The organism is Pseudorhodoferax sp. Leaf267, assembly GCF_001422405.1.
Classification (GTDB): Bacteria; Pseudomonadota; Gammaproteobacteria; order Burkholderiales; family Burkholderiaceae_C; genus Pseudorhodoferax.
Genome location: NZ_LMMV01000012.1, coordinates 660,425 through 686,447, shown reverse-complemented (window position 1 = coordinate 686,447; position 26,023 = coordinate 660,425). Strand labels below are relative to the sequence as shown.

General features: G+C 69.5%; 16 protein-coding genes and 1 pseudogene. 11 read left to right on the top strand and 6 right to left on the bottom strand.

Annotation, left to right across the window (positions count from 1 at the left end; genetic code table 11):
• Positions 1 to 77: 77 nt before the first annotated feature.
• The 6 genes and pseudogenes from clsB to ASF43_RS14965 all read left to right on the top strand — a co-directional run bounded on the left by clsB (position 78) and on the right by ASF43_RS14965 (position 7,718).
• Complete coding sequence (clsB, locus tag ASF43_RS14990; RefSeq protein ID WP_056182476.1) at positions 78 to 1,334, top strand: cardiolipin synthase ClsB; 1,257 nt, start codon at positions 78 to 80, stop codon at positions 1,332 to 1,334.
• A complete protein-coding gene (locus ASF43_RS14985; protein WP_369803269.1) occupies positions 1,331 to 2,326 on the top strand; it encodes a lysylphosphatidylglycerol synthase domain-containing protein in 996 nt (331 codons plus the stop codon). Before clsB ends, ASF43_RS14985 begins: the two co-directional genes overlap by 4 nt.
• A complete protein-coding gene (gene otsB / locus ASF43_RS14980) occupies positions 2,323 to 3,072 on the top strand; it encodes a trehalose-phosphatase (RefSeq protein WP_056182473.1) in 750 nt (249 codons plus the stop codon). Before ASF43_RS14985 ends, otsB begins: the two co-directional genes overlap by 4 nt.
• A gap of 33 nt (positions 3,073 to 3,105) precedes the next feature.
• Positions 3,106 to 4,539: pseudogene (locus tag ASF43_RS14975) on the top strand (trehalose-6-phosphate synthase); the annotation flags it as partial.
• A gap of 180 nt (positions 4,540 to 4,719) precedes the next feature.
• Positions 4,720 to 6,624: a diguanylate cyclase gene (locus ASF43_RS14970; RefSeq protein ID WP_162241809.1), complete on the top strand. Its 1,905-nt coding sequence runs from the start codon at positions 4,720 to 4,722 to the stop codon at positions 6,622 to 6,624.
• Positions 6,621 to 7,718: an acyltransferase gene (locus tag ASF43_RS14965; RefSeq protein WP_082497867.1), complete on the top strand. Its 1,098-nt coding sequence runs from the start codon at positions 6,621 to 6,623 to the stop codon at positions 7,716 to 7,718. Before ASF43_RS14970 ends, ASF43_RS14965 begins: the two co-directional genes overlap by 4 nt.
• Here ASF43_RS14965 and treY read toward each other — a convergent pair.
• The 6 genes from treY to glgB are packed head-to-tail and all read right to left on the bottom strand — an operon-like array spanning position 7,713 to position 20,524.
• The gene (gene treY, locus ASF43_RS14960; protein ID WP_162241808.1) at positions 7,713 to 10,628 is read right to left on the bottom strand and encodes a malto-oligosyltrehalose synthase; all 2,916 of its coding nucleotides are present in this window, start codon (positions 10,626 to 10,628) and stop codon (positions 7,713 to 7,715) included. The genes ASF43_RS14965 and treY overlap by 6 nt on opposite strands.
• Positions 10,629 to 10,669: 41 nt before the next feature.
• Positions 10,670 to 12,466 (bottom strand): malto-oligosyltrehalose trehalohydrolase, encoded by a 1,797-nt coding sequence (gene treZ / locus ASF43_RS14955; protein WP_056182459.1) that lies wholly within the window; start codon positions 12,464 to 12,466, stop codon positions 10,670 to 10,672.
• Positions 12,466 to 13,152 (bottom strand): hypothetical protein, encoded by a 687-nt coding sequence (locus ASF43_RS14950; RefSeq protein WP_056182456.1) that lies wholly within the window; start codon positions 13,150 to 13,152, stop codon positions 12,466 to 12,468. The genes treZ and ASF43_RS14950 overlap by 1 nt, the downstream gene beginning before the upstream one ends.
• Before the next feature lie 4 nt (positions 13,153 to 13,156).
• Entirely contained in the window at positions 13,157 to 16,513 is a 3,357-nt protein-coding gene (gene treS, locus ASF43_RS14945; RefSeq protein WP_082497866.1) for a maltose alpha-D-glucosyltransferase, read from the bottom strand.
• A complete protein-coding gene (locus ASF43_RS14940; RefSeq protein WP_082497865.1) occupies positions 16,510 to 18,648 on the bottom strand; it encodes an alpha-1,4-glucan--maltose-1-phosphate maltosyltransferase in 2,139 nt (712 codons plus the stop codon). Before ASF43_RS14940 ends, treS begins: the two co-directional genes overlap by 4 nt.
• On the bottom strand, positions 18,632 to 20,524 hold the full coding sequence (gene glgB, locus ASF43_RS14935; protein WP_056182453.1) for a 1,4-alpha-glucan branching protein GlgB: 1,893 nt from the start codon (positions 20,522 to 20,524) through the stop codon (positions 18,632 to 18,634). Before glgB ends, ASF43_RS14940 begins: the two co-directional genes overlap by 17 nt.
• A gap of 210 nt (positions 20,525 to 20,734) precedes the next feature.
• Between glgB and ASF43_RS14930 the strand changes: the two genes are divergently transcribed.
• The 5 genes from ASF43_RS14930 to ASF43_RS14910 all read left to right on the top strand — a co-directional run bounded on the left by ASF43_RS14930 (position 20,735) and on the right by ASF43_RS14910 (position 26,023).
• The gene (locus ASF43_RS14930; protein WP_056182450.1) at positions 20,735 to 20,959 is read left to right on the top strand and encodes a hypothetical protein; all 225 of its coding nucleotides are present in this window, start codon (positions 20,735 to 20,737) and stop codon (positions 20,957 to 20,959) included.
• 125 nt (positions 20,960 to 21,084) lie between these two features.
• Positions 21,085 to 22,104, top strand: coding sequence for an ABC transporter substrate-binding protein (locus ASF43_RS14925; protein ID WP_056182447.1), 1,020 nt, complete (start codon positions 21,085 to 21,087; stop codon positions 22,102 to 22,104).
• A gap of 6 nt (positions 22,105 to 22,110) precedes the next feature.
• Complete coding sequence (locus ASF43_RS14920) at positions 22,111 to 24,315, top strand: iron ABC transporter permease (RefSeq protein WP_056182444.1); 2,205 nt, start codon at positions 22,111 to 22,113, stop codon at positions 24,313 to 24,315.
• Between the two features lie 11 nt (positions 24,316 to 24,326).
• Positions 24,327 to 25,370: an ABC transporter ATP-binding protein gene (locus ASF43_RS14915; RefSeq protein ID WP_056182441.1), complete on the top strand. Its 1,044-nt coding sequence runs from the start codon at positions 24,327 to 24,329 to the stop codon at positions 25,368 to 25,370.
• The gene (locus tag ASF43_RS14910; RefSeq protein ID WP_235578254.1) at positions 25,370 to 26,023 is read left to right on the top strand and encodes an HAD family phosphatase; all 654 of its coding nucleotides are present in this window, start codon (positions 25,370 to 25,372) and stop codon (positions 26,021 to 26,023) included. The genes ASF43_RS14915 and ASF43_RS14910 overlap by 1 nt, the downstream gene beginning before the upstream one ends.

The window sequence follows — 26,023 nt, the reverse complement described above, 5'->3', positions numbered from 1 at the left end:
TCCTACAGGGTTGGCCCTAGGCCTGGGCTACCTTCGGTCTGTCCCGAAAAAGCACCCGCCAGGAAGCCCTCAAGACCATGAACAACGCACGCTGGACCGCAGGCAACGAGCTGGAGTTGCTGGAAAACGGCGAGGAGTTCTTCCCGCGCGTGTTTGAGGCCATCGCCCAGGCCGAGCAAGAGGTCGTCGTCGAGACCTTCATCCTCTTTGAGGACAAGGTAGGCCTGGCGTTAAACGAGGCATTGCTCACCGCCGCAAAGCGCGGTGTGCAGATCGACTTGACCATCGACGGCTTCGGCTCGCCCGATCTTTCCGAAGAGTACATCGGCGCGCTGTGCCGTGCCGGTGTGCGCGTGCACGTGTTCGACCCCGGGCTGCGCATTTTCAAGTGGCGCACCAACATGCTGCGCCGCATGCACCGCAAGATCGTCGTCGTCGATGCCAAGCTGGCCTTTGTCGGCGGCATCAACTACTCGGCCGACCACCTGCTCGACTTCGGCCCGCAGGGCAAGCAGGACTACGCGGTGCAGATCCGCGGGCCGGTGGTGGGCGACATCCACCGCTTCGTCCACGGTGCGCTGGCCGACGGCCTACGCCACCAGCAGGGCAAGCGCTGGTTCAGACACCGGCCGCTGATGCGCAAGCGCGCCAAGGCCCTGCCGCCGGCCGGTGACGCGCAGTGCATGCTGGTCACGCGCGACAACACGCGCCACACCAACGACATCGAGCGCTACTACCGCCTGGCCATCCGCAGCGCACGCGAGCACGTGACGATTGCCAATGCCTACTTCTTCCCCGGCTACCGGCTGATCCGCGAACTGCGCCGCGCAGCGCAGCGCGGTGTCGAGGTGCGACTGATCCTGCAGGGCGAGCCCGACATGCCCATCGTCAAGATCGCCGCGCAGATGCTCTACCACCACCTGGTGCGCGCGGGCGTGAAGGTCTACGAATATTGCGAGCGCCCGCTGCATGGCAAGGTGGCCCTGGTGGACGACCGCTGGGCCACGGTGGGGTCGAGCAACCTCGATCCGCTGAGCCTGGCGCTGAACCTGGAGGCCAATGTGCTGATCCACGACCGCGCGTTCAACCAGACCTTGCGTGCCAAGATGGACCACCTGGTCGACCACGCCTGCAAGCAGATCGACCGCGAGTCGATCGGCGAGCCGACCCGGCTGCAGCTGCTGCGCAGTTACTTCGTGTTCCACTTGCTGCGCCGCTACCCGGCCTGGCTGGGAGGCCTGCCGCGCCACGTGCCGCAGCTGGTGCCTGCCGGCGCCGGCGCCGACACGCTGACGCCGATGTGCCCCACGCCGCCACAAGGGGCAGCCCAGTGAGCGCCCCCGCGCTGCCGCAGGAGATGGCGCCTGCCCCGGCAGCGCCCAAGGGCCTTGCCGCGCGCCCGTGGTGGCCCTGGCTGCGCAAGGGCCTGTGGGCGGCGTTCTTTACGGCGCTGGCCGTGCTGCTATTCAACCAGGCGCGCACCCTGAACTGGGACGCAGTCGTCGCCACCATGCTGGCCCTACCGGTGGGCGTGCTGCTGGCGGCCGGCGGCCTGGCATTTGCCAGCCATCTGCTGTATGCGACCTTCGACCTGCTGGGCCGCAAGGCCACAGGCCACAAGCTGCCTGCGCCCACCGTGATGCTGGTGACCTTCATCAGCTATGCGTTCAACCTCAACATGGGCTCGCTGATCGGCGGCGTGGCCTCGCGTTACCGGCTGTATGGCCGCCTGGGCCTGGGCGAGCTGACGATCACGCGCGTGATGGCCTTCAGCATGCTGACCAACTGGCTGGGCTATGCCTTGCTGGGCGGCCTGGCGTTCCTGCTCTTCCCGCTACCGCTGCCCACGGACTGGGACATCAGCGACATGGTGCTGCAAATCGCTGGCGCCCTGCTGGCCCTCGTGGCCGTTGGGTATGTGCTGGCCTGCGCCTTCTCCAAACGGCGCAGCCTGCATTTTCGCGGGCACCGCGTCACACTGGCGTCGGGCCGCATGGCGCTGCTGCAGCTGGCCATGTCGTGCCTGAACTGGTCGCTGATGGCCGGTGCCGTCTACGTGCTGCTGCAGCAGCAGGTGGCCTATCCGACCGTGCTGACGGTGCTGCTGCTGGCGGCCGTAGCCGGCGTCGTGACCCACGTGCCGGCAGGCCTGGGCGTGTTGGAGGCCGTGTTCGTGGCGCTGCTGGGCACGCAAATTGCGCCAGCCACCTTGATCGGCACCCTGCTGGCCTATCGTGTGCTGTACTACCTCGCGCCACTGGCCATTGCCGTGGTGGCGTTCGGGGTTCTCGAGATCCGCCACAAAGGAAAAGCCCAAGCCACATGACCCAGGCACCTGACTTTCACCTCAACGGTCTGCTGGACACCGGCTGCGCACTGTTCCTGGACTTCGACGGCACGCTGGTCGAGTTGGCGCCGGAGCCCGATGCGATCGTGATCCCTCCCGAGCTGGTCCCCATGCTGGCGGCGCTGCGCGAGCGGCTGGGCGGCGCCGTCGCCGTGGTCTCGGGCCGGGCCGTGAGCGCGCTCGATACCTTTCTGCATCCGCTGGACATGCCGGCCGCCGGCGTGCACGGCAGTGAGCGCCGCGCCGCGGACGGCCATCTGGTCCTGCTGCCCACGCCCTCGCTGGACACCGTGGAGCGCGCAGCCGCCAAGCTGTTGCGAGACCAGCCCGCGCTGGCCGTGGAGCCCAAGCGCGGTGCGCTGGCGCTGCACTACCGCAGGGCGCCGCATCTGGAGGCCCTGTGCCGCCAGACCATGGAGGAGGCCGTGGCGGCATCGCCCGGCGTGAGCCTGCTGCACGGCAAGATGGTGTTCGAGGCCAAGTCCTCGCAAGCCAACAAGGGCCTGGCCATTGCCTCGTTCATGGAAGAGCCGCCATTCGCCGGGCGCAGGCCCGTGTTCCTGGGCGACGACACGACCGACGAGCCCGGCTTCTCCGTCGTACAGAACCTGGGCGGGGCCGGCATCAAGGTCGGCCAGGGCCCGACCTTGGCCAACCACCGCGTGGCCGGCCCTGGCGTGCTGCGCGCCGCGTTTCTGGACTGGATCGCCGCCTACCCTGTCTGAGCCTCCCGCTTCCCTTCCACCTCCAACAACAAGGAATACCGCGTGGCCCGTCTGGTTTGTGTCTCCAATCGCGTTGCCGATCCCCGCAAAACCGAGGCCGGCGGCCTGGCCGTCGCCCTGTCGGGCGCCCTGCAGGCCAATGGCGGCATGTGGTTCGGCTGGAGCGGCAAGATCCTGGACGGCGAAGGGCCCACGCCCGAGACGGTTGCGGTGCAACAGCACCAGGCCGGCCCCGTCACCCTGGCCACGGTCGACCTCTCGCAGTGGGACCATGACGCCTACTACCTGGGCTATTCCAACGGCGTGCTGTGGCCCGTCTTCCACTACCGGCTCGACCTGGCCGACTTCGAGGCCGGCTACATCGAGGGCTACCGCCGCGTGAACCAGCTGTTCGCGCAAAAGCTCATGCCGCTGCTCAAGGAAGACGACATCGTCTGGGTGCACGACTACCACCTGATCCCTCTCGCCAGCGAGCTGCGCGCACTGGGCTGCCGCAACAAGATCGGCTTCTTCCTGCACATCCCGCTGCCGCCGCAGCAGATGGTCACCGCCATCCCGGCGCACGACTGGCTCGCGCGCGCGCTGTTCGCTTATGACCTGGTGGGCTTTCAGAGCAAGGCCGACCTGCAGCACTTCAACCAGTACGCGGCCGCCGAGTCGCGCGCCGAGGACCGCGACGGCGACGGCCGGCGCTGGCGCGCCTTCGGCCGCACACTGCGCACGCAGGCCTTCCCGATCGGCATCGACGTGGACGAGTTCGACGCGCTGGCCACTGGCCACGACGCGACCGACATGTACCGCCGCATGTGCGACGAGTACTCGCGCCGCCAGCTGCTGGTCGGGGTGGACCGGCTCGACTACTCCAAGGGCCTGCCGCAGCGCCTGCGCGCCTTCCGTGAGCTGCTGCGCCGGCACCCGGACAACATCCGCAGCGCCACGCTGATCCAGATCGCCGCACCCAGCCGCGAGGACGTGAACGCCTACGGCGACATCCTGCGCGAGCTGGAAAGCCTGGCCGGCTCCATGAACGGCGATTTCGGCGAGCTGGACTGGATGCCCGTGCGCTACATGCACCGCACCATGGCCCGCAAGCGCCTGCCCGGCCTGTACCGCGCCGCGCGCGTGGCGCTGGTCACGCCGTTGCGCGACGGCATGAACCTGGTGGCCAAGGAGTTCATCGCCGCGCAGGACCCGGAAGATCCCGGTGTGCTCGTGCTCTCGCGCTTCGCCGGTGCTGCCGAGCAGATGCATGCCCAGGCCGTGCTCGTGAACCCCTACGACAGCACGGCCACGGCCGACGCGATCCAGTTCGCACTGCAGATGCCCCTGGCCGAGCGGCGGCGCCGGCACCAGGAGCTGATGGCCCAGATCCGCGAGTTCGACGTGCACTGGTGGTGCAAGAGCTTCCTGGACGAGCTGGCCGCCACGGACGCGGAGGAGACCGGGCCGGACTGGTTGCGGCTTTAGAAAAGTTACACCGCGGCGTCACGCCCAGGGCCGGGGGCAACGCGGCAGGACGGTAGGATGCACGGGCCGCAGCCTGCTGGCCGGCCCGCCCTCACCAACATGCCACCGCCGGCCCATCCATTGCGGTTCACCGTCGATCCTGCCACCCCTGCCGAACCGCCCCGCGCGCCGCGCCGCCGCGTGATCAGCGAATGGGCGCTGCTGGCCCTGGTATGGCTGACGGTGCTGGGTTATGCCGCCTACGACCTGCGGCGCCAGCGCGAACGCCTGATCACGCAGGATCTGGAACGCCTGCAGGGCCAGACGCTCGCCATCGAGCACAACCTGGTGCGCCAGCTCGAAGGCGTGGCCAATGCGCTGACCGGCGTGCGCGACGAGCTGGTCCAGGCCGGCCTGCAGGCCCGGGCCGACCAGTTGCCGGCCCGGCTCAAGCTGCTGGCCGACGCCATGCCGGGCGTCTACGCGCTGCAGGTGTTCGATGCACGTGGCGCCGTGCGCGCCAGCAGCCGCGACGACGCCATCGGCAGCAGCTTCCAGACGCGGGCCTTCATCGCCCCGGCCCGCGCCTCGATCGACCCCCGGGCTTTGTACCTGTCGCCGCCCTTCCAATCCGCCACGGGCCACTTCACCACCGTGCTCGCGCGGGCCATCGTCGATGCCGACGACGCATTTGCCGGCGTGGTCGTGGCCGCGCTGGACCCGGACTACTTCGAGACCGTGCTGCGCTCGGCCGTCTACGCCCAGGACGCCCGGGCGACCATGGTGCATGGCGATGGCACCATCATCGTCAGCGCGCCCCTGCAGGACGCCACGCCGGGCCTGAACCTGAACCAACCCGGCTCCATGTTCCGCCGGCACGTCGACGCGCGCCAGCCCAGCAGCGTGCAGCGCGGGCTGCTGGTGGGCACCGGCGAGCACCGGTTGATGGCCATGCGCACCATCGCCCCGCCCCACCTGCGCATGGACAATGCACTGGTCGTGCGCGTGAGCCGGCGCACCAGCGACGTGCTGCAGCCCTGGCGCGCCGAGGCCCTGCTCGAGGCCCTGCTGCTCGCGCTGGGCACGGCGACCAGCGCGGCCTGGCTGTTCTGGCACCAGCACCGGCGCCGCCTGCTCGAGCGCGCCGCACAGGCCGCCGCCCAGGCCGAACGCGAAAGCGCGCGCCGGTTGGAGTTCGGCCTGCGCGGCGCCGACCTGGGCCTGTGGGAGTGGGACCTGGCCACCGACACCGTCACGCCGAACGCGCGCGAGATGGAGATGCTGGGCTACGAGCCGCGCCATGAGCCGCTGCCGGCCGCGTTCTGGCGCGAGCTGATGCACCCGGACGACCAGCCCGCGCTGGAAGCCGTGGTGCGCGAGCACCTGCGCGGCGAGACGCCGGCCTACCGCATCGAGCACCGCTTCCGGCACCGGGACGGCCGCTGGATCTGGGTGCTGGACCACGCCATGGTGATGGAGCGCGATGCCCACGGCCGGCCGCGCCGCGTGGTTGGCACGCATCTGGACATCTCCGCCACCAAGCAGTCGCAGCTCGCACTGGAGACGCTGAACGCCCAGCTGGAAACCCTGTCGCTGACCGACGGCCTCACCGGCGTGGCCAACCGCCGGCAGTTCGACCAGGCCCTGGCCGTGGAGTGGGCGCGCGGGCTGCGCCAGCGCCAGCCGCTGGCGCTTCTCATGATCGACATCGACCACTTCAAGCGCTACAACGACCAGCTCGGCCATCCCGAGGGCGATGCCTGCCTGCGCCAGGTGGCGCAGATCCTGTCGGGCTGCCTGCGCCAGCCCGTGGAGCGGCTGATGCGCTATGGCGGCGAGGAGTTCGCCGTGCTGCTAGCCGACGCCGACGCGCAGGCCGGCGCGCGCGTGGCCCAGCGCTGCGAGGACGCCATCGCCGCCGCCGCCCTGCCCCACCCGGCCTCGCCGTTCGCCGCGGTGACGGTCAGCATCGGCGTGGCCAGCCGGGTGCCGCACCCCGAAGGCATGCCCGAAGAGCTGGTGCATGCGGCGGACGCCGCGCTGTACCAGGCCAAGCAGGCGGGCCGCGCGCGCGTCGCCGTGGCACCGGACGCAGGGCTGCGATGAGCCGAGGGTTGTCGGTGTACCTGGACCTGCTGCGCTTTCTCGCAGCGCTGGCGGTGTTCGTGCTGCATGCCAGCTTCCACCGTTTCACGGGTGGCCTGCCGGTGCTGTGGCGCTTCTCGATCTTCGGCAACGACGCGGTGATGCTGTTCTTCGTGCTGTCGGGCTTCGTCATCGCCTACGTGTCCACACGCAGCGAGCACGATTTCAGGGACTACGCGGCCGCGCGCCTGTCGCGGCTGTGGTCCATCTGCATCCCGGCGCTGCTGCTGACCGCCCTCGTCGATGGCATCGGCATGCGGCTGGCGCCGCACCTGTACGAGTTCGCGCTGTACGAATACTCCCAGCCCGTGGCGCGCATGCTGGCCAGCGCGCTGTTCCTGAACGAGCTGTGGTTCTATTCCATCCAGCCGTTCTCCAACACGCCCTATTGGTCGGTCGGCTACGAGTTCTGGTACTACCTGCTGTTCGGCGTCGCCACGTACCTGACCGGCCGCAGGCGGGCGCTGGCGGTGGCGTTGGTGGCGCTGGTCATGGGGCCCAAGATCGCCCTGCTGCTGCCGGTGTGGCTGGCCGGCGTCTGGGCCTACCGCACGCCGCTGGCCCAGCGCCTGACGGCCGGCGCGGCGCTGGTGCTGTGCGTGGCCACGCTCGCGGCCTACCTGGCCTACCGCCTGCTGGACGCCGAGGCGTGGCTGGACGCGCTGACCGCGCACTGGTTCGGCCCCGGGCTCAACGAAGCGCTGGGCTGGTCGGAGCACCTGCTCGGCAAGTACCTGGTCGGCGCGCTGGTGGCGTTGCATTTCGTGGGCGCGCGACGCGTGCTGCGCGAGCGGCAGGCGGTGCCGGCCTGGCTGGAATCGCCGGTGCGCTACCTGGCCGGCTTCACGTTCGCGCTGTACCTGTTCCACAACCCGCTGCTGCAGTTCTTCGCGGCCATGGCGCACCGTCTGCAGGCACAGGACGCGCAGCGCCTCATCATCGTGCTGGGGCCGCTGCTGGTGGTGCTGCTGGCCGGCCACTGGGCCGAGCGGCAAAAGCAGCCGCTCAAGCGGCTGCTGCTCAAGCTGTCGGCACGCCGGGCGCGGCCGTCATGAGGCGGGCAGCCGCCCGTCGATCCAGAACGCCGCGGCCGGCATGATCTGGAACGCATCGGCCACACGCAGCGGGCCGCGGGCCAGGCGGCGCTGGCTCTGGCTCAGCACGTCCAGCGCCAGCATGTCGCCGCCGCCGGCCTCCCAGCCCTTGAACGCGGCCGTCAGGTCCACGCTGGCATCGCCCCAGCAGGCTTCGCCGACCGGCGGGCGGTCGGTCTGCTTGAGCAGCCGGGCGAAGAGGCGGCCGACGACCACGATCAGCAGCCCGGTGCGCGTGCGCCGTGCATAGGCCACGAGGTGGTCGCGGGCCCTGCCCGTGGTCTTGAGCGGGATGTAGCTGCCATCGTCGAACAGCGCCGGGTCTTCGCTGCGCAGCGCCAGCAGCCGCCAGGTGGCCCACAGCTTGAGCCGGCCGTCCACCGGGTCGGCCGCCATGCGCGCCATGCCGGCCAGGCGGTCGTGCTCCACGGGCTGGGCCAGCAGGGCCTGGTGCTCGGCCAGCAGCCGCGCGCGCGCACCGTAGTCGACCGGGCGCCGGTTGTCGGGGTCGACCAGGCTCAGGTCGATCACCTCGTTGCCCTGGTACATGTCGGGCACGCCGGGCGAGGTGTACTTGATAACCGTCATCGCCAGGCTGTTCAGCGCGCCGAACCAGGCCATCTCGGCCGCGCGCGCGCGCAGGTCGGCCAGCACGGGGTTGGGCGACAGGCGGCCCAGCACGCCCTGCACGAAGCCGGTCAAGGCCTCCTCGTAGGCTGCGTCGGGCCGCGTCCAGCTGGTGCGCGACTTGGACTCGCGCGCGGCCTTGGTCATGTACTGCACGATGCGCTCGCGGTATTCGGCGAGCTGGTCCTCGTCCAGCTCGCCCGTGGGCAGGCTGCCGAGCAGCGTCTGGTAGAGCAGCGACTCGTCGGCCCGCGAAGGCGCCGGCCCCTCGGGCAGCTCGCGCTGCAGCGAGCGCGTGAGCTGGTGCCAGCGCTTGAGCCCCAGGCGCCACAGCGCGGGCAGTTCGGACAGCACGTCGATGCGGTTGCGCACGTCCTCGCTGCGCTTGTTGTCGTGCGTGGACGTGGCGAGCATGGTGTGCGGCCAGCGCGCCGCGCGGTCGGCGCTGGCGCCGTGAAAGCCCGCCACGGTCACGCCGAACGTGGCCGGGTCGCCGCCCACCTCGTTCAGCGACACCAGGCGCAGGTAGCGGTAGAAGCTGCAGTCCTCCACGCCCTTGGCCGACACGGGCGCGCAGAACTGCTGAAAGCGCCAGGCAAAGCGCAGCACCGGCAAGGCCGCGTCCGGCGCGCTGCCGGGCGCGGGCTCGCCCAGCAGGTTGGTGCGCAGGAAGTCGAACACGCTGGTGTCGGCAATCGCGGTGCGCTGGCGCGCCTGGGCGATGGCCCAGTCCACGAAACGCCGGTCCTCGTCGGAGGCCCGGTCCACCACGTAGGTGCGGTACACGGGCATGCAGGCCGCGGTCTCGGCGATCGCGTCGCGCAAGGTGTTGTAGCCGAAGTCGCGCGTGCGCCGGTTGGCACTCGCGATGCGCTTGAGCCGCGTGGTCAACACCGTCAGCTCCGAGCCCAGCGCGCCCATGGCCACGGCGCGCTTGGCGGCGTAGACCGTGTCGTCGAAGGCCTCGGTCACGCCCGAGAAGCCGCGCCACACGCGCTCCATGCGCTCGGCCTGGGTGCGGTCGACGAACAGGCCGTTCAGCAGCGCGCCGAAGCGGTAGCCAGTCGTGCCGTGCAGGCGCCAGTCGTCGGGCTGGTCGGCATGGGCGGCGGTGATCTTCTCGGCCACGACGTACAGCGGCAGCGCATCGTCGTGCGCTGCGGCCTCGCCCGGCCGCCGCTGGCCGACGCGGCGCGCATGGCCGTCCTGCAGACGCGCGAAGTACTGGGCCGGGTCGCGCAGCCCGTCGGGGTGGTCGATGCGCAGGCCGTCGACCACGCCGCTGGCCGTCAGCTCCAGCGCCAGGGCGTGGGTGGCCTCGAAGACCTGCTCGTCCTCGATGCGCAGGGCCGCCAGCTCGTTGATGTCGAAAAAGCGGCGGTAGTTGATCTCGTCGGCCGCCACGCGCCAAAAGCCCAGGCGGTAGGCCTGTGCCTCCAGCAACCGGTGCAGCGTGTCGCGGTCCGTGTCGGCGTTGAGTTGCTCGATGGCGCGTTGCACGGCGCCTGCCGTGGCCTTGCGCGCGGCGACCTGTTCGCTGAAAGACTGGCGCAGGCGCTCGGCGGCCTGCGCGCGTTCGCGCGCACGGGCGGGGCCCAGATCGGCCCGCGCCGGCATCGCATCGGCCTGTCCGGCCAGCCGCGTCAGTCCTTCGGCGGTGTCGGCATCTTCGGCCTGGTCGGCGGCCAGGCGCAGCACCACGCCCCAGGTCGCACCGTCCAGCGGGAAGCGGTGGTCGAAGTAGCGCAGCACCAGGCGGCCGCCGTCCTCCCAGTGCACCTGCAGCTGGCCCTGCTCCAGGACTTCGCCATAGGGCTCGCCCAGCACGGGCAGGAACAGCTTGCCGGCCAGGTCGGCGTCGAAAGGTGTCCAGTCGATGTCGAAGAAGCCTGCATAGGCCGAGGCCTGGCCATGCTCCAGCACGTCGAACCACCAGGGGTTGTCGGCGCCGATCACGCCCATGTGGTTGGGCACGATGTCCAGCAGCAGGCCCAGGCCCAGCGCCCGCGCGGCCTGGGCGAAGCGGTCGAAGGCCTCGCGCCCGCCCAGTTCGGGGTTGACCTCGCGCGGGTCGGCCACGTCGTAGCCATGTCGGCTGCCGGGTCGCGCGCGCGTGATCGGCGAGCAGTACACATGGCTCACGCCCAGGTCGCGCAGATAGGGCAGGATGGCCTGCGCGGCGGCGAGATCGAATTCCTCGTGCAGTTGAAGACGGTAGGTGGCGCGGGGAATGATGGCGGTCATGGAGGCTCGTTCAGGAATGCGGTGGCAGGCGACGGTGGCACTCAGGCGCGCACGGGCTTGGCCGCCACGCGCACGGACCATGGCAGCAGGGGGCCGTCGTTGGCCAGGGGGTGCGATGCATAGACGGATTCCCAGTCGCGGCCCAGCGGCGCGACCTGCGCACCGTCACCCAGGTTGGCGACGATCTCCCAGCCGATGCCGTCGGCCAGCGTCCAGACCACGCGCAACAGGTCGCCGCTGCCCAGCGACTGGCCCCCCTGCATCGGCCCGGCCAGGTGCGGCGCCAGATGCTGGCGGCGCAGCGCCAGCAGGCGCCGCACCAGGGCCAGCCGCTCGGCATGCGGCGGCATCTCGCGCTCGTCCCAGCGCAGCCGGGACTGCTCGAAGGTGGCGGCGGCGTTCGGGTCCGGGATGCGGGCGCGTGCGGCCTCGTCGGCAAAGACCGCGAAGCGCTTGAATTCGTTGCGCCGCCCGTTCGACACGGCCTCGGCCAGCTCGCCCTCGAAATCGCAGAAGTACAGGAAGGGCGTGGTCGCCGCCCACTCCTCGCCCATGAACAGCATCGGGATGTGGGGCGACAGCAGCAGGCAGGCGTACAGCGCGTCGAGCTTGTGCGGCTCGGCGAGCGCGGACAGCCGCTCGCCCATAGCGCGGTTGCCGGTCTGGTCGTGGTTCTGCAGGAACGAGATGAAGGCCACGGGCGGCAGGTGGGCACTGGCCTCGCCGCGCGGTGCGCCGTGGTGCTCGGCCATCTGGCCCTGGAAGATGTAGCCCTCGGCGAATGCACGCGCGAGCTGCTGCGCGGGCTCGTGCGCATAGTCGGCGTAGTAGCCGTCGGTCTCGCCGGTCAGCAGCACGTGGGCGGCGTGGTGCAGGTCGTCGTTCCACTGCGCGGTGGACGCGATGGGCGCGCCCTCCGCGTCGCGCAGCAGGCGCTGCGCCTCGTTGGCGTCGTTCTCCAGCACCAGGTGCACGTAGCGGTCCACGCCCGGGCCGCAGGCGATGGCCTGGGCGATCTCCTCGACGATGTGCAGCGCCGAGTCGTCGCGGATCTGGTGCACGGCGTCCAGCCGCAGGCCGTCGGCGTGGAATTCCTCGATCCAGTACAGCGCGTTGGCCACGTAGAACGCGCGCACCGCCTCGTTGTGCTCGCCGTCGTAGTTGATGGCCGCGCCCCAGGGCGTCTGGTGCGCGGCGTTGAAGAACGGCGGGCAGTAGCCGTGCAGGTAGTTGCCGTCGGGGCCGAAGTGGTTGTAGACCACGTCGATGAACACCATGAGGCCCAGCCCGTGCGCATGGTCCACCAGCGCCTTGAGGTCGTCGGGCGTGCCGTAGTGGGCGGCCGGCGCGAAGTGCAGCACACCGTCGTAGCCCCAGTTGCGCGCGCCCGGCGCGTCGGCCAGCGGCATGAGTTCGATGGCCGTGATGCCCAGGTCGGCCAGCTCGGCCAGCCTGGCGTGCGCGGCCGCGAACGTGCCCTCGGGCGTGAAGGTGCCCACGTGCAGTTCGTAGAGCACGGCCTCGTGCCAGGGGCGGCCGGTCCAGTCCGCGTCTGCCCAAGCGTAGCCGCGTGGGTCCACGACCTCGCTGGCGCCGTGCACGTCGTCGGGGTTGCGGCGTGAGGCCGGGTCGGGCACCGGCGTGCCGTCGTCCAGCCGGAAGCGGTAGCGCGTGCCGGCGCCCGCCTCGGGCACATGCAGCTGGTGCCAGCCGTCGCGCGAGGCCTGCATCAGGTGCTGGCTGCCGCCCTCCAGCGCCAGCATGACGGACGAGGCGCCCGGCGCCCACAGGCGGAAGGTCGTGCCGCCCGCCTCCTGCAGTTCAGCGCCGAACCGCATCACGGCAGGCGATCGTGTTTGTCGCTGGAGGGCCACCAGCGTTCGAGCTGGGCGGCGGCCCAGTCCTTGCCGCCCAGGCCGAAGGCCAGGGCCACCGCGAGCACTACGCCACCCAGGATCAGCAGGAAGGCATCGCGCACGATGCTGCCCCCGATGCCCATCTGGTCCAGCGCGATCATGACCACGAAGGCCAGGATCGCGTAGTAGGCCAGCTGGCCCAGCGCCTGGCCGTCGCGCATGCCCACGCCCTTGCAGTAGGTGGCGATCGCGTTGGACAGGAAGCGCGCGAAGTAAGAGCCGAAGGCCAGCACCAGCAGTGCCACGATGAGCTGCGGCACGAACAGCATCACGCGGCTCAGCAGCTCGGTCACATGCGTGAGGCCCAGGCCGTTGAAGGCCACGATGAGCGCGGCCAGGATCACCACCCAGTAGCTCAGCAGCCCCAGCACGCCGATGGTGTCGATGTGGGTGCCGCCCTGCTGCAGGAAGCCGTCCAGCCCGGCGCGCCGCGTGAGGATGTGGAAGTTGATCGCGCGCAGCCCTTTTTCCACGGCGAAGCGCGCGGCCTTGGCGATCAGGAAGCCGACCAGCAGCACCAGCAGCGCGATGGCCAGCTTGGGCAGGAAGGCCCCCACCTGGATCAGAAAGGCCCGTACGGGCTCGAGCATCACATCAATTCGTTCCATGGTGTCACTCCAGGGTGGACGGTGGCGCCAGCAAGGCGAGGATGCCGGCCAGCGGGATCTGCACCCAGTCCGGCCGGTTGTCGAGTTCGTAGCGCAGCTCGTACAGCGCCTTTTGCAGCTCCAGCAGCGACAGCAGGCTCATCGCATGGTCGGAGACCGCCAGCGCGCCGCCGGCCACCGTGTCGCGGTAGCTGCGCAGGAAGGCGTTGCGCGTGAGCGTTTCCCACTCCTGCGCCGGCGCCGCCAGGGCCGCCGCTTCGTCCGGGCTGCGCGTGGCATGGCGCAAGGCGCTGGCCCGTGCGTAGCCGAACGAGCGCAGCATGCCGGCCACGTCGCGCAGCGGCGACTGCTTGGCGCGCCGCTCCTCGAAGCCGCGGCCCGGCTCGCCCTCGAAATCGACGATCACGAAGTCGTTGCGCGTGACCAGCACCTGGCCCAGGTGGTAGTCGCCGTGGATGCGCGTCTTCACGCCCTCGCCTTCGGGCAGGCCCGCCGACTCGATCTGCTGCGACAGCGCGGTGCTGGAGGCCAGCACGGCCCTGGCGTCCTGCTGGGCCGCGCCCGAAAGCTTGGGCAGCGCGGCCTGCAGCTGCGTGAGCGTGCTCTGCAGTTCCTGCAGCGTCTGCTGGCGGTAGCCCACGATGTCGGCCACGCTCAGGGGCTCGGGGTCGAAGCCGGCGTTGCCGCTCCTCGTGGCCAGCGCCAGGTGCAGTTCTGCCGTGCGGCGGCCCAGCGTGCGCATGAGCTCCAGGTGCGCGCCGTGCACGTCGTCGGGCATGGCCTCGGCAATCGGCGTGCGGCGCTCTTCCAGGTGGCGCTCCAGGTAGCCCAGTGCGTAGACCCAGCCGTCGCCCTGGTTGTTGACATGGGCCTGCAGCAGGCACAGCGTGCTGCTCGTGCCGTCCTTGGCCACGTATTCGACGGCCCCTGCCACCTGCGCGCACTGCGGGAAGTTGGCCACCTCGGTCAGGAAGCGGCCGACCTCGAACTCCGGGTTCACGCCCTTGCGGATGCGCCGGTAGCCCTTGAGGAACAGGCGGTCGTCCACCGACACGATGGTGTTGCTGCTCTGGGCCTGCGGGCGCTCGATGGCCAGCGTGCCGACATCGCTGCCGGCCAGTTCCTTGAACAGCTTCGTGGGCACGAATCGGATGGTCCCGGCGCCGGCCGCGAAGCTGCGGCCCTCGCCGATGGCGGCGATCACGGCGCGGCAAAAGCGCTCGTCGGCGAAGGCGTCGGCCATGTAGCCGACCTCGGCCTGCTGGCGCACGCGGGCGACGGCGGCGGGGCCGAAGCTGCGAAAGCGCTCTTCCTCGCGGTCTTCCCAGGCGATGGCCAGCGGCACGAAATAGGTGGAGTCCGCCGGGCCGTCCAGCTCGACCAGCGGCAGCAGCCAGGTGTCATCACCCTGCTCCCACATCGCATGGTCGGCCAGGCGCGCGCGCTGCACGGGCGTGCCCTTGCTCGCGTACCAGCGCTGGCCCTGCACATGCGTGGGCAGCACTTCGTTCTCGAACTGCTGGCGCGTCTTGACGGCCATGCCGATGCGCCAGGGCACCACTTGGTCGCGGAACAGGCTGTTCCAGCCGTCGAACAGCACCAGCACGGGCCGGTCTTCGGCGGGCAGCACCTCCTGGTGCCAGCTGGGCGCGGCGACGTCGGTCGCCAGGCGCAGCCAGTAAAAGCCGTGCGCCGCGATCGTCATCAGATAGGGCAGCTCGCCGATCGGCGGAAAGGCCGTGCGGCCCAGCATCTCCACAGGCACGCGGCCCTTGAAGGCGGACAGGTCCAGCTCGGCCGGCTGGGCCGAGCGCGCAAGGTTGACCACGCACAGGATCACCTCGTCCTCGTAGACGCGCAGGTAGGCCAGGATCTTGCGGTTGCCGGGCTTGAGGAACAGCATCTCGCCGCGGCCGAAGGCCTTGCTGGTGCCGCGCGTGGCGAGCATGCGGCGCATCCAGTTGAGCAGCGAGGCGGGCTCGCGTTGCTGCTGCTCCACGTTGAGCGCCTCGTAGCCGTAGACCGCGTCCATGATGGGCGGCAGGTACAGCCGCTGCGGGTCGGCGCGCGAGAAGCCGGCGTTGCGGTCGGGGCTCCACTGCATCGGCGTGCGCACGCCGTTGCGGTCGCCCACGAACACGTTGTCGCCCATGCCGATCTCGTCGCCGTAGTAGACGATGGGCGAGCCGCGCATGGACAGCAGCATGCTGTTCATGAGCTTGATGCGGTCGGTGTCGTTCTCCATGAGCGGCGCCAGGCGGCGGCGGATGCCCACGTTGATGCGCGCACGCGGGTCGGCCGCGTACGTGCTGTACATGTAGTCGCGCTCCTTGCTGGTCACCATCTCCAGCGTCAGCTCGTCGTGGTTGCGCAGGAAGATGGCCCACTGGCAGCTCTGCGGGATGTCCGGCGTCTGCTGCATGATCTCCGTGAGCGGGAAGCGGTCTTCCTGCGCGATGGACATGTACATCCGGGGCATCAGCGGGAAGTGGTAGGCCATGTGGCACTCGTCACCGTCGCCGAAGTACTCGCGCACGTCTTCGGGCCACTGGTTCGCCTCGGCCAGCAGGAAGCGGTTGGGGTAGTTGGCGTCCACCGCCGCGCGCAGCTGCTTCAGGATGGCGTGCGTCTCGGGCAGGTTCTCGTTGTTCGTGCCTTCGCGCTCGATCAGGTAGGGGATGGCGTCGAGACGGAAGCCGTCCACGCCCAGGTCGAGCCAGAAGCGCATGACCTCGAACACGGCCTCCAGCACCGCCGGGTTGTCGAAGTTCAGGTCGGGCTGGTGGCTGAAGAAGCGGTGCCAGAAATAGGCCTTGGCGACCGGGTCCCAGGTCCAGTTGCTGGTCTCCGTGTCGGTGAAGATGATGCGCGTGCCCTTGTACTTGGCTTCGGTGTCGCTCCACACGTAGAAGTCGCGCTCGGGCGAGCCGGGTGGCGCTTTGCGCGCGCGCTGGAACCAGGGGTGCTGGTCCGAGGTGTGGTTGATGACCAGCTCGGTGATGACCTTGAGCTCGCGCCGATGCGCCTCGGCCAGCATTTCCTTGAAGTCGTCCAGCGTGCCGTACTGCGGGTGCACGTCCATGTAGCTGGCGATGTCGTAGCCGTCATCGCGCAGCGGCGAGGGGTAGAACGGCATCAGCCAGATGGTGTTGACGCCCAGGTCCTTCACGTAGTCCAGCTTGCTGGTCACGCCCTTGAAGTCGCCCACGCCATCGGCGTTGGAGTCGACGAAGGCCTTGACGTTGAGCTGGTAGATGACCGCGTCCTGGTACCACAGCGCCTCGTCGGTGCGTGGTGTGACGGGGCCCTGCCCGGCGTCCGGCAGGTGGGGCGTGGTCTCGACGCTTGTGGTGTTCTTCATGCATCGCTCCGCTGGATCTTGAGCACATGGGCCGGCATCAGCGACGGCACCAGGCTCACGTAATTGGCGCCGTCGGTCCAGCTGAAGCGCTGGTCGGTCAGCAGGTCATGCGCGACGTAGCTGCCCACGCCGCCCACATCCATCCAGCCGGCGTCCACGTGCACAAAGCCGCTCTGCGTGAACGTGGCGTCGATGTTCACGACAGTCAGCACGGCGTTGCGGCCGTCCGCATCGCGCTTGGCGTAGGCGACGAGGTAGGGGTTGGTGGTGTCGAAGAAGCGCAGCTCGCGGTTGGACTGCAGCGCCGCATGCGTGTTGCGGATGCGGTTCACGGTGGCGATGAAGGCCGCGATGCTGTCTTCGCGGTCCACGCGCCACTCGCCCCAATGGCGCAGCTGGTATTTCTCGGAGTCCAGGTATTCCTCGCTGCCGGGCTCGCGCGGCCGGCCTTCCATGCGCTCGTAGGCCGGGCCGTAGATGCCGTAGCTGGCCGCCAGCGTGGCGGCCAGCACCAGCCGCGTCATGAACACGGCGCGCGGCGCGTCGTGCAGGTGCTCGTTCAGGATGTCGGGCGTGTTGGGCCAGGCGTTGGGGCGGTAGTAGTCGGCGCCGGGGCCGTGCGCGAGTTCGTTGAAGTACTCCATGAGCTCGTGGCGCGTGTTGCGCCACGTGAAGTAGGTGTACGACTGCGAGTAGCCCAGCTTGGCCAGCCGGTGCATGACCTTGGGCCGCGTGAAGGCTTCGGCCAGGAACAGCACGTCGGGGTGCTCGCGCTTGACGGCGGCGATGCACCACTCCCAGAACGCGAAGGCCTTGGTGTGCGGGTTGTCCACGCGGAAGATGCGCACGCCATAGCCGATCCAGTGGTCGAACACGCTTTTGAGCTCGGCCCACATCGCGCGCCAGTCCTCCGTCTCGAAGTCGAAGGGGTAGATGTCCTGGTACTTCTTGGGCGGGTTCTCGGCGTACTGCACGCTGCCGTCGGGCCGCTTGCGGAACCATGTCGGGTGTTGCTGCACGTAGGGGTGGTCGGGTGCGCACTGGAAGGCGATGTCCATGGCGATCTCGATGCCCTGCGCATTGGCGGCCTGCACCAGGGTGCGGAAGTCTTCCAGCGTGCCCAGGGCCGGCAGCACGTCCTTGTGGCCGCCCTCCTCGGCGCCGATGGCCCAGGGGCTGCCCACGTCGCCCGGCTCGGGCGTCAGCGTGTTGTTGCGGCCCTTGCGGCGCTGGCGGCCGATCGGGTGGATGGGCGGGAAGTACAGCACGTCAAAGCCCATCTCGGCCACGTACGGCAGGCGCGCCTGCACGTCCTGGAACGTGCCGTGGCGGCCCTCCTCCAGAGCGGCCGAGCGCGGGAACAGCTCGTACCAGGCGCTGAACGCGGCGCGCAGCCGGTCCACCACCAGCGGCAGGCCCTGCTCGCCGGCAAAGCGTGTGGCATGGCGCCGGTCGGGGTAGAGGTCGGCGACGGTGGCCAGGTCGTCGCTGAGCGCCAGCGTCTTGATCGAGGCGATCTCGCTCGTCACCTGGTCCAGCGCGTCGATGGTGGTCTTGCCGACGGCCTCGGCGCGCGTGCGCAGGTTCTTGGCCCAGGCGGTCAGGCGCTTGCGGTCCTCGCCCTTGGCGCGGGCGGCTGCGGCGTCGGCCAGGTCGGCACCGGCGCGCGCGGCGAGCAGGAGGTCGGCCGGGTCAATGCGACGCTTGAGTTCGGCACGCCAGGACTGGAAGTGGTCCACCCAGGCCACGACGGTGTAACGCCAGCGGCCCTGCGCTTCCGGCGCGAAGCTGGCGCCCCAAACGTCGTTGCCCTGCGGCAGCATCTCCAGCTCCTGCCAGGCGCTGTCGTCCTCGCGCCGCCAGCACAGGCGCGCACGCACCTGGTCGTGCCCGTCGGTGAAGACATGGGCGGTGACGGCCAGCATCTCGCCGACCACGCGCTTGACGGCGAAGCGGCCGGCGTCGACCTGGGGCAGCACGGCATCGATGACGGCGCGGATCTGGCCGTCCTCGGGCATGGGCAGCACGGGTACGGCCGAAGCGGTTGGAGCGGCCGGCACGACCGGCGCGGACGCGACGGGCGCTGCGGCTGCGCGTGCGCGCTTCTTGGGAGTGGTCTCAGGCGGCATAGGCATCGGGCTCCAGGCGAAGGATGAGGGTGGCCAGGGGCGGCAGCGTCAAAGGCACAGAATAGGGGCGCCCATGCGCGGGCTGGTCGTCGGCCTCGACACCGCCGAGGTTACCGATGCCTGAGCCGCCGTAGTCGGCGCTGTCGGTGTTCAGCACTTCGCGCCAGTAACCGGCCGCTGGCACACCGAGGCGGTAGCCGTGGCGCGGCAGCGGCGTGAGGTTGCACACCACCAGCAACTGCGGGCCGCCGGGCGCACCCTTGCGCAGAAAGGCGATCACGCTGGCGGCGGCGTCGTCCATGGCGACCCACTCGAAGCCTGCGCCGTCGAAGTCGTGCAGGTGCAGCGCGGGCTCGTCGCGGTACAGGCCGTTCAGGTCGCCGATCAGGCGCGACAAGCCGGCATGACGCGGCTCGCGGGACTGGGCCCAGTCCAGCTCCCCGTCGTGGGCCCATTCGCGGCGCTGGCCGAACTCGCCGCCCATGAACAGCAGCTTCTTGCCCGGGTGCGTCCACATGTAGCCGAACAGCGCGCGCAGGTTGGCAAACTGCTGCCAGTCGTCGCCGGGCATGCGCGTGAGCAGCGAGCCCTTGCCGTGCACCACCTCATCGTGCGAGAGCGGCAGCACGAAGCGTTCGTTGAAGGCATAGACCACGGAGAAGGTCAGCTGGCCCTGGTGGTGCTTGCGGTAGACCGGGTCCTGGCCGAAGTACTTCAGCGTGTCGTGCATCCAGCCCATGTTCCACTTCATCGAGAAGCCCAGGCCGCCATCGGCCACGGGGTGCGACACGCCGGGCCAGGCGGTCGACTCCTCGGCGATGGTGACGGCGCCGGGCACCTCGCGCGCCACGGCTTCGGTCAGCACGCGCAGGAAGTGCACGGCCTCCAGGTTCTCGCGGCCGCCGTGGATGTTGGGGATCCACTCGCCGTGCTTGCGCGCGTAGTCCAGGTAGAGCATGGAGGCCACGGCGTCCACGCGCAGGCCGTCGAAGTGGTATTCGCGCAGCCAGAACAGCGCCGACGACAGCAGGAAGCTGCGCACCTCGTTGCGCCCGTAGTTGAAGATGCTGGAATTCCACTCGGGGTGGAAACCCTGGCGCGGATCGGCATGCTCGTACAAGTGCGTGCCATCGAAATCCTGCAGGCCGTGCGCGTCGGTCGGGAAGTGCGAGGGCACCCAGTCCAGCAGCACGCCGATGCCCAGGCCGTGCAGGTGGTCGACGAGATACTTCAGGTCCTGCGGCGTGCCATAGCGCGCGGTCGGCGCGAAGTAACCCGTGGTCTGGTAGCCCCAGGAGCCGTAGAACGGGTGTTCGGTGACGGGCATCAGCTCCACATGCGTGAAGCCCATGTTGGTCACATGCTCGCCCAGCGCATGGGCCAGCGCACGCCAGCCCAAAAACTCGCCGTTGTCGCGGCGCCAGGAGCCTGGGTGGACCTCGTAGACCGACATCGCAGACTGGCTGGCATCGGTGGCGGCGCGCTGCGCCATCCAGGCTTCGTCTGTCCACTCGTGTTCCAAGGACCACAGGCGCGAGCCGGTGGCCGGCGGCAGCTCGCTGGCGAGTGCGTAGGGGTCGGCCTTGTCGGTGGAATGGCCGCCGCTCGCGAAGACGCGGTACTTGTAGACCTGGCCATGGCGCGCCTGGGCGCAAAGGCCTTCCCAGATGCCGCTGCCATCGGCGCGCGGGGTCAGCCGGTCGGCGCCCGGGTCCCAGCCGTTCCAGTCACCGATCACGCTGACGGCTTCGGCGTTGGGTGCCCAGACGGCGAACGTGGCACCCTCACCACCGGGCTGCAGGGCAGCGCCGAGCTTTCCGGCCAGTTGCGTGTGCGTGCCTTCTCGAAAAAAGTGGATGTCTTGTTCGGCGAGATGGGTCATGGCGGAGGCAACCCGAACCAAAGTGGAAAACCCACGGCTCCAGGCTGACTGGGCAGTGTCCTGGCGTGGTTTGTGCACCACGAGCGGACTGCCCCCCGCCTGTTTGTAGGCCGATGCCGCATCGTCGAGCGCCCGACCCGTACACACGGCGGCCCAAAATGGGCTCAAATACGCTAAAAATAGCGCTAGAAAACGTACAAGGATTTCCCCGTGCAGGATCTGTTCGAGATGGATTGGTCGTTCATCGTGGTGGTGGTCTCGGTCACCATCCTGATGGTGGTGTTGGCGGTCCGCTCGCGGGTGTTGAAGCGCCGCCGCCGCCGCGAGGAAAAGGCCAGGGCCAGCCGCGCCTACAGGGAATGGCTGGCCAACAGCAACATGCAGCCGCTGGAGCCAGACGCTCCGCAGGCCACGAAGCGGCATTCGAGGGGCTGACCGATCGTTCATGTTGCATGCACTCCATGAGAGTAGTTCCACCGTTGTCACACAACTGACACACGGTTATGCTCCGCGCCCGGCCCGTCAGGGCCCTTTTTTTCGATAGCAGGCGTGAGAGCACCATGAAATTCACCACAAAAACCTTCATCGCCGGCGCCGCGCTGGCAGCCGCCTTCGGCGCATCCGCCCAGCAGGTCAATGTCATCTGTTCCGTGCAGGCCGACTGGTGCAACATGCTCGCCACGGTGTACGCGCGCACCACCGGCGTCAAGATCAACGTGGCCATGAAGGGCTCGGGCGAGGCCCTGGCCCAGCTGATCGCCGAGAAGGACAACCCCAAGACCGACGTCTGGTTCGGCGGCACCGGCGACCCGCACCTGCAGGCGGCCGAGCAGGGCCTGTCGCTGGAATACAAGTCGCCCAGCCTGCCGCAGCTCTACCCCTGGGCGCAGCAGCAGGCGCAGCAGTCGGGCTTCAAGACCGTGGGCATCTATTCCGGCCCCCTCGGCTTTGGCTACAACACCGAACTGCTGGCCAAGAAGAAGCTGGCCCCGCCCAAGGCCTGGGCCGACCTGCTCAAGCCCGAGTACAAGGGCGACATCCAGGTGGCCAACCCCGCGTCCAGCGGCACGGCCTACACCATGATCGCCACGCTGGTGCAGCTGATGGGCGAAGACAAAGCGTTTGATTATCTGAAGAGCCTGCACAAGAACGTAGGCCAGTACACGCGCTCGGGCACCGGCCCGATCAAGGCCGTGGCGCGCGGCGAGACGGCGGTGTCGATCAGCTTCGTGCACGATGCACCGCAAGAGCGCATGCAGGGCTTCCCGGTCGAGACCGCTACGCCCAGCGAGGGCACGGGCTCGGAAATCGGCTCCATGAGCATCATCAAGGGCGCGCGCAACCTGGAGCAGGCCAAGAAGTTCTACGAATGGGCGCTGACGCCCGCGGCCCAGGCCTTCGGCGCCGCGGCCAAGCAGTACCAGCTGCCGTCGAACAAGGGCACCGTGGTCGACCCGAACGTGCCGGACTTCAAGAAGATCAAGATGATCGACTACGACTACAAGAAGTACGGCGCGAGCGCCGAGCGGCGCCGCCTGATCGCGCGCTGGGAGAAGGACGTCAACTCCCTCCCACGGTAATCCACCGTGGTCCGTCATCCGAATGGCGCGGTGCGGCTCTGCACCGTCGCCGGCTTTCTCGCGTACCTGCTGTTGCCCTGGTACGCCATTCAAGACACCAGCTGGTACCAGGCCCTGCCCGGCATCTTTGCCGAGGGCGATGCGGCCAACGGCGTGGTCCAGGCCTTCCAGCAGGGCCGCAGTTGGCTGCTGATCGGCCTCGTCGGCCTGGCGCTGTGCGCGGTCGGCGCGCTGCAGCGGCCGGGCCGCACCCAGGGCCGCTGGCTGCTGGCCGGTGGCCTCATCGGCGCGTTGGGGCTGGCGGTGGCCGGCTTCACGATCGGCGCGCGCGGCTGGAGCGTGGCAGCGCTCAACACAACCTTCGGTGAACTGGCCGTCAACCAGTTCGGCATCGGCGCGGGCGGCTTCGTCGCGCTGGTGGCGCTGGTGCTGCTGGCCGCCTTTGGCCTGGCGCGGCTGGGATTCTTCCGTGGCGACCTGTTCGTCTCGGGCGCGGTGATCGGCTGCGGCGTGCTGCTGGCCTTGTTCATCGCCTACCCGGTGGGCAAGGCGCTGGCCGGTGCCTTCATGACGGAGGACGGCTGGTCCCTCACCGCCTTCTTCGAGCGCGTGTTCACGGCCCGCATCTGGGGCGTCGGCTGTCTCACCGGCGGCACCAGCTGCGGCGTGGCCTGGAACACGCTGGTGCTGGCGTTGCTGACGGCCACCGGCACCACCATTCTGGGCACCATGATGGCGCTGATGGCCGAGCGTGGCGCCAAGCGCTGGCAGGGCCCGCTGCGCGTGATGGCGCTGCTGCCCATCATCACGCCGCCCTTCGTGGTGGGCCTGGGGCTGATCCTGCTGTTCGGCCGGGCGGGCGTGGTCAACCAAGTGCTGGAGAGCTGGTTCGGCATCGCGCCCACGCGCTGGTTCTATGGCCTGCCCGGCATCCTGACGGCGCAGCTGTTCGCGTTCACGCCGATCGCGTTCATGATCATGCGCGGCGTGGTGCAGGGCATCGCGCCCAGCCTGGAGGAAGCCGCGCAGATGCTGCGCGCCGACCGGCGCCGCACGTTCATGACGGTCACGCTGCCCTTGCTCAAGCCCGGGCTGGCCAATGCCTTCCTGGTCGGCTTCATCGAGAGCATCGCGGACTTCGGCAACCCGGTCATCGTGGGCGGCCAGTACAGCGTGCTGTCCACCGACATCTTCTTCGCCATCGTGGGCGCGCAGTACGACGCGGGCCGCGCGGCATCGCTGGCCTGGGTGCTCACGATCTTCGCGCTGGCGGTGTTCGCACTGCAGCGCGGCGTGCTGGGCAAGCAGAACTACACCACCGTCAGCGGCAAGGGCGATGCCGGCATCGCCATGGCCCTGCCCGACGGCGTGCGCCGCACCATCTACGCGGTGGCCTTCCCGTGGATCCTGTTCACGGTGGTGGTCTACCTGTTCGCGTTCGCGGGCGGCTTCGTGCAGACCTGGGGCCGCGACTACACGCTCACCCTCAAGCACTTCCACACCGCGTTCGCGCTGGAGTGGGGGCAGTTCGGCCTGGTCTGGGCCGGCACGGCCTGGAACTCGCTGATCACCACGGTGAAGCTGGCCGGCATCTCGGCGCCGATCACGGCCTCGCTGGGCCTCTTGATCGCCTGGCTGCTGGCGCGCAATGAGTTCAAGGGCCAGGGGCCGTTCGAATTCGCCGCGCTGCTGGCGTTCGCCATTCCCGGCACGGTGCTGGGCGTGAGCTACATCCTGGCCTTCAACGTGCCACCGCTGGAGCTCACCGGCACCGGGCTGATCATCATCCTGTGCTTCATGTTCCGCAATTTGCCGGTGGGCGTGCGGGCCGGCACGGCCGCGTTCAAGCAGCTGGACCGCTCGCTCGACGAAGCCTCGCTGATGCTGCGCGCCTCCACCACGCAGACGCTGTTCCGCGTGGTGCTGCCGCTGCTGAAGCCCGCGCTGGTGGCGGCGCTGGTCTACAGCTTCGTGCGCGCCATGACCACGGTGAGCGCGGTGATCTTCCTGGTCACGGCCGAGAACGAGCTGGCCACCACCTACATCATCGGCCGCGTCGGCAACGGCGACTACGGCGTGGCGCTGGCCTACTGCACGGTGCTCATCGTGCTGATGTCGGCCGCCATCGCGCTGATCCAGTTCCTGGTCGGCGAACGCAAGCTGGGGCGGCGCAAGGCCGGCGCGGCCACCGCCCCCGTGGCGGCGCATTGAGAAAGAACGACATGAGCAACGGCATCGAATTTCGCAACATCACCAAGCGCTACGGCACGGACGCCAGCGCCCCGCTGGCCGTCAAGGGCATCAGCTTCGAGGTGCCGCAGGGCACGCTGACCACCATCCTGGGGCCTTCGGGCTGCGGCAAGACGACCACGCTGCGCATGATCGCGGGGCTGGAGTCGCCGACCTCCGGCCAGATCCTCATGGGCGGGCGCGACGTGACCACGCTGGGCCCGGGCGAGCGCAATGTCTCGATGATGTTCCAGAGCTACGCCCTCTTCCCGCACATGAACGTGGTGGAGAACGTCTCCTACGGCCTGCGCATGAGCGGTGTGGCCAAGCCCGAGGCGGCGCAACGGGCGACCGAGGCGCTCAAGGGCGTGGGCCTGGTCGGCTTCAACGAGCGGCTTCCGAGCGAACTGTCGGGCGGCCAGCAGCAGCGCGTGGCGCTGGCGCGGGCGCTGGTGCTGGAGCCGGCCGTGCTCCTCTTCGACGAGCCGCTGTCCAACCTGGACGCGCGGCTGCGCCGCGAGATGCGCGAGGAGATCCGCGCGATCCAGCAGCGCCTGAAGCTCACCGTGGCGTACGTCACGCACGACCAGAGCGAGGCCCTGGCCGTGAGCGACCAGATCATCGTGATGGACCACGGCGTGATCGCGCAGCGCGGCGCGCCCGAGGACCTGTACGGCCGGCCGCAGAGCGAATTCGTCGCCGGCTTCATGGGCGAGGCCATGGTCTTTCCGGCCGTCGCGCATGCGGACGGCCAAGTCGGCCTGGGGCCGCTGACGCTCACGCCGCGCTATGCGGTCGCGCCCGGCCCCGTCAAGGTCGCGGTGCGGCCCGAGGCCTGGCAGATCGGCGCACCCGCCGGCCTGCCGGCCACGCTGCGCAAGGCCTCCTACCTGGGAAGCTTCTACGAGTACGGCTTCGACACGGCACTGGGGCCGGTGTTCGTGGTGTCGTCCGACCTGTCGCGGCCGCTGGCGCCGGGCGCCGAGACCGTGCTGGCGCTTGGCCAGCATGGGGTGTCGGTGGTGCCGCAAGCGTAATGCCGCCCGGTATCGATCTGGTCTTCGACCTGGGCGCGGTGCTGATCCGCTGGGAGCCCGCGCTGATCGTGCAGCAGCACTTTCCAGAGCACGCGCCCGACGCACAGGCCGGCGCCGAGCTGGCGCGGCGGTTGTTCTCGCACGCCGACTGGCATGGCTTCGACGGCGGCCTGCATACGGCCGAAGAAATCGTGGCGCTGTCGGCCGCACGCCTGGGCCTGCCGCACGAGGCCGTGCACGCGCTGGTCATGCCGCTGGGCGAGCACCTGGAGCCCATCCCCGAGACCGTGGCGCTGCTGCGCCAGTTGCGCGACCGCCGCGACGCGCAGGCGCAAGGCGAGCCACCGCTGCGCCTGTTCTACCTGTCCAACATGCCCGAGCCGTATGCGCGGGTGCTGCAGCGCCGGCATGAGTTCCTGCAGTGGTTCGACGGCGGCATCTTCTCGGGCGACGTGCGGCTGGCCAAGCCGCAGCCCGAGATCTTCCAATTGCTCGCAGCGCGGCACGGCCTGGAGGCGGCGCGCTCGGTGTTCATCGACGATCTGCTCGCGAACGTGGAAGCGGCGCGCGCGCTGGGGTGGCGGGCGATCCATTGCACGGACACGGGAGCTTTGGCCCAGCAGTTGCTCACGCACCTGGTTCTCGATTCCTGA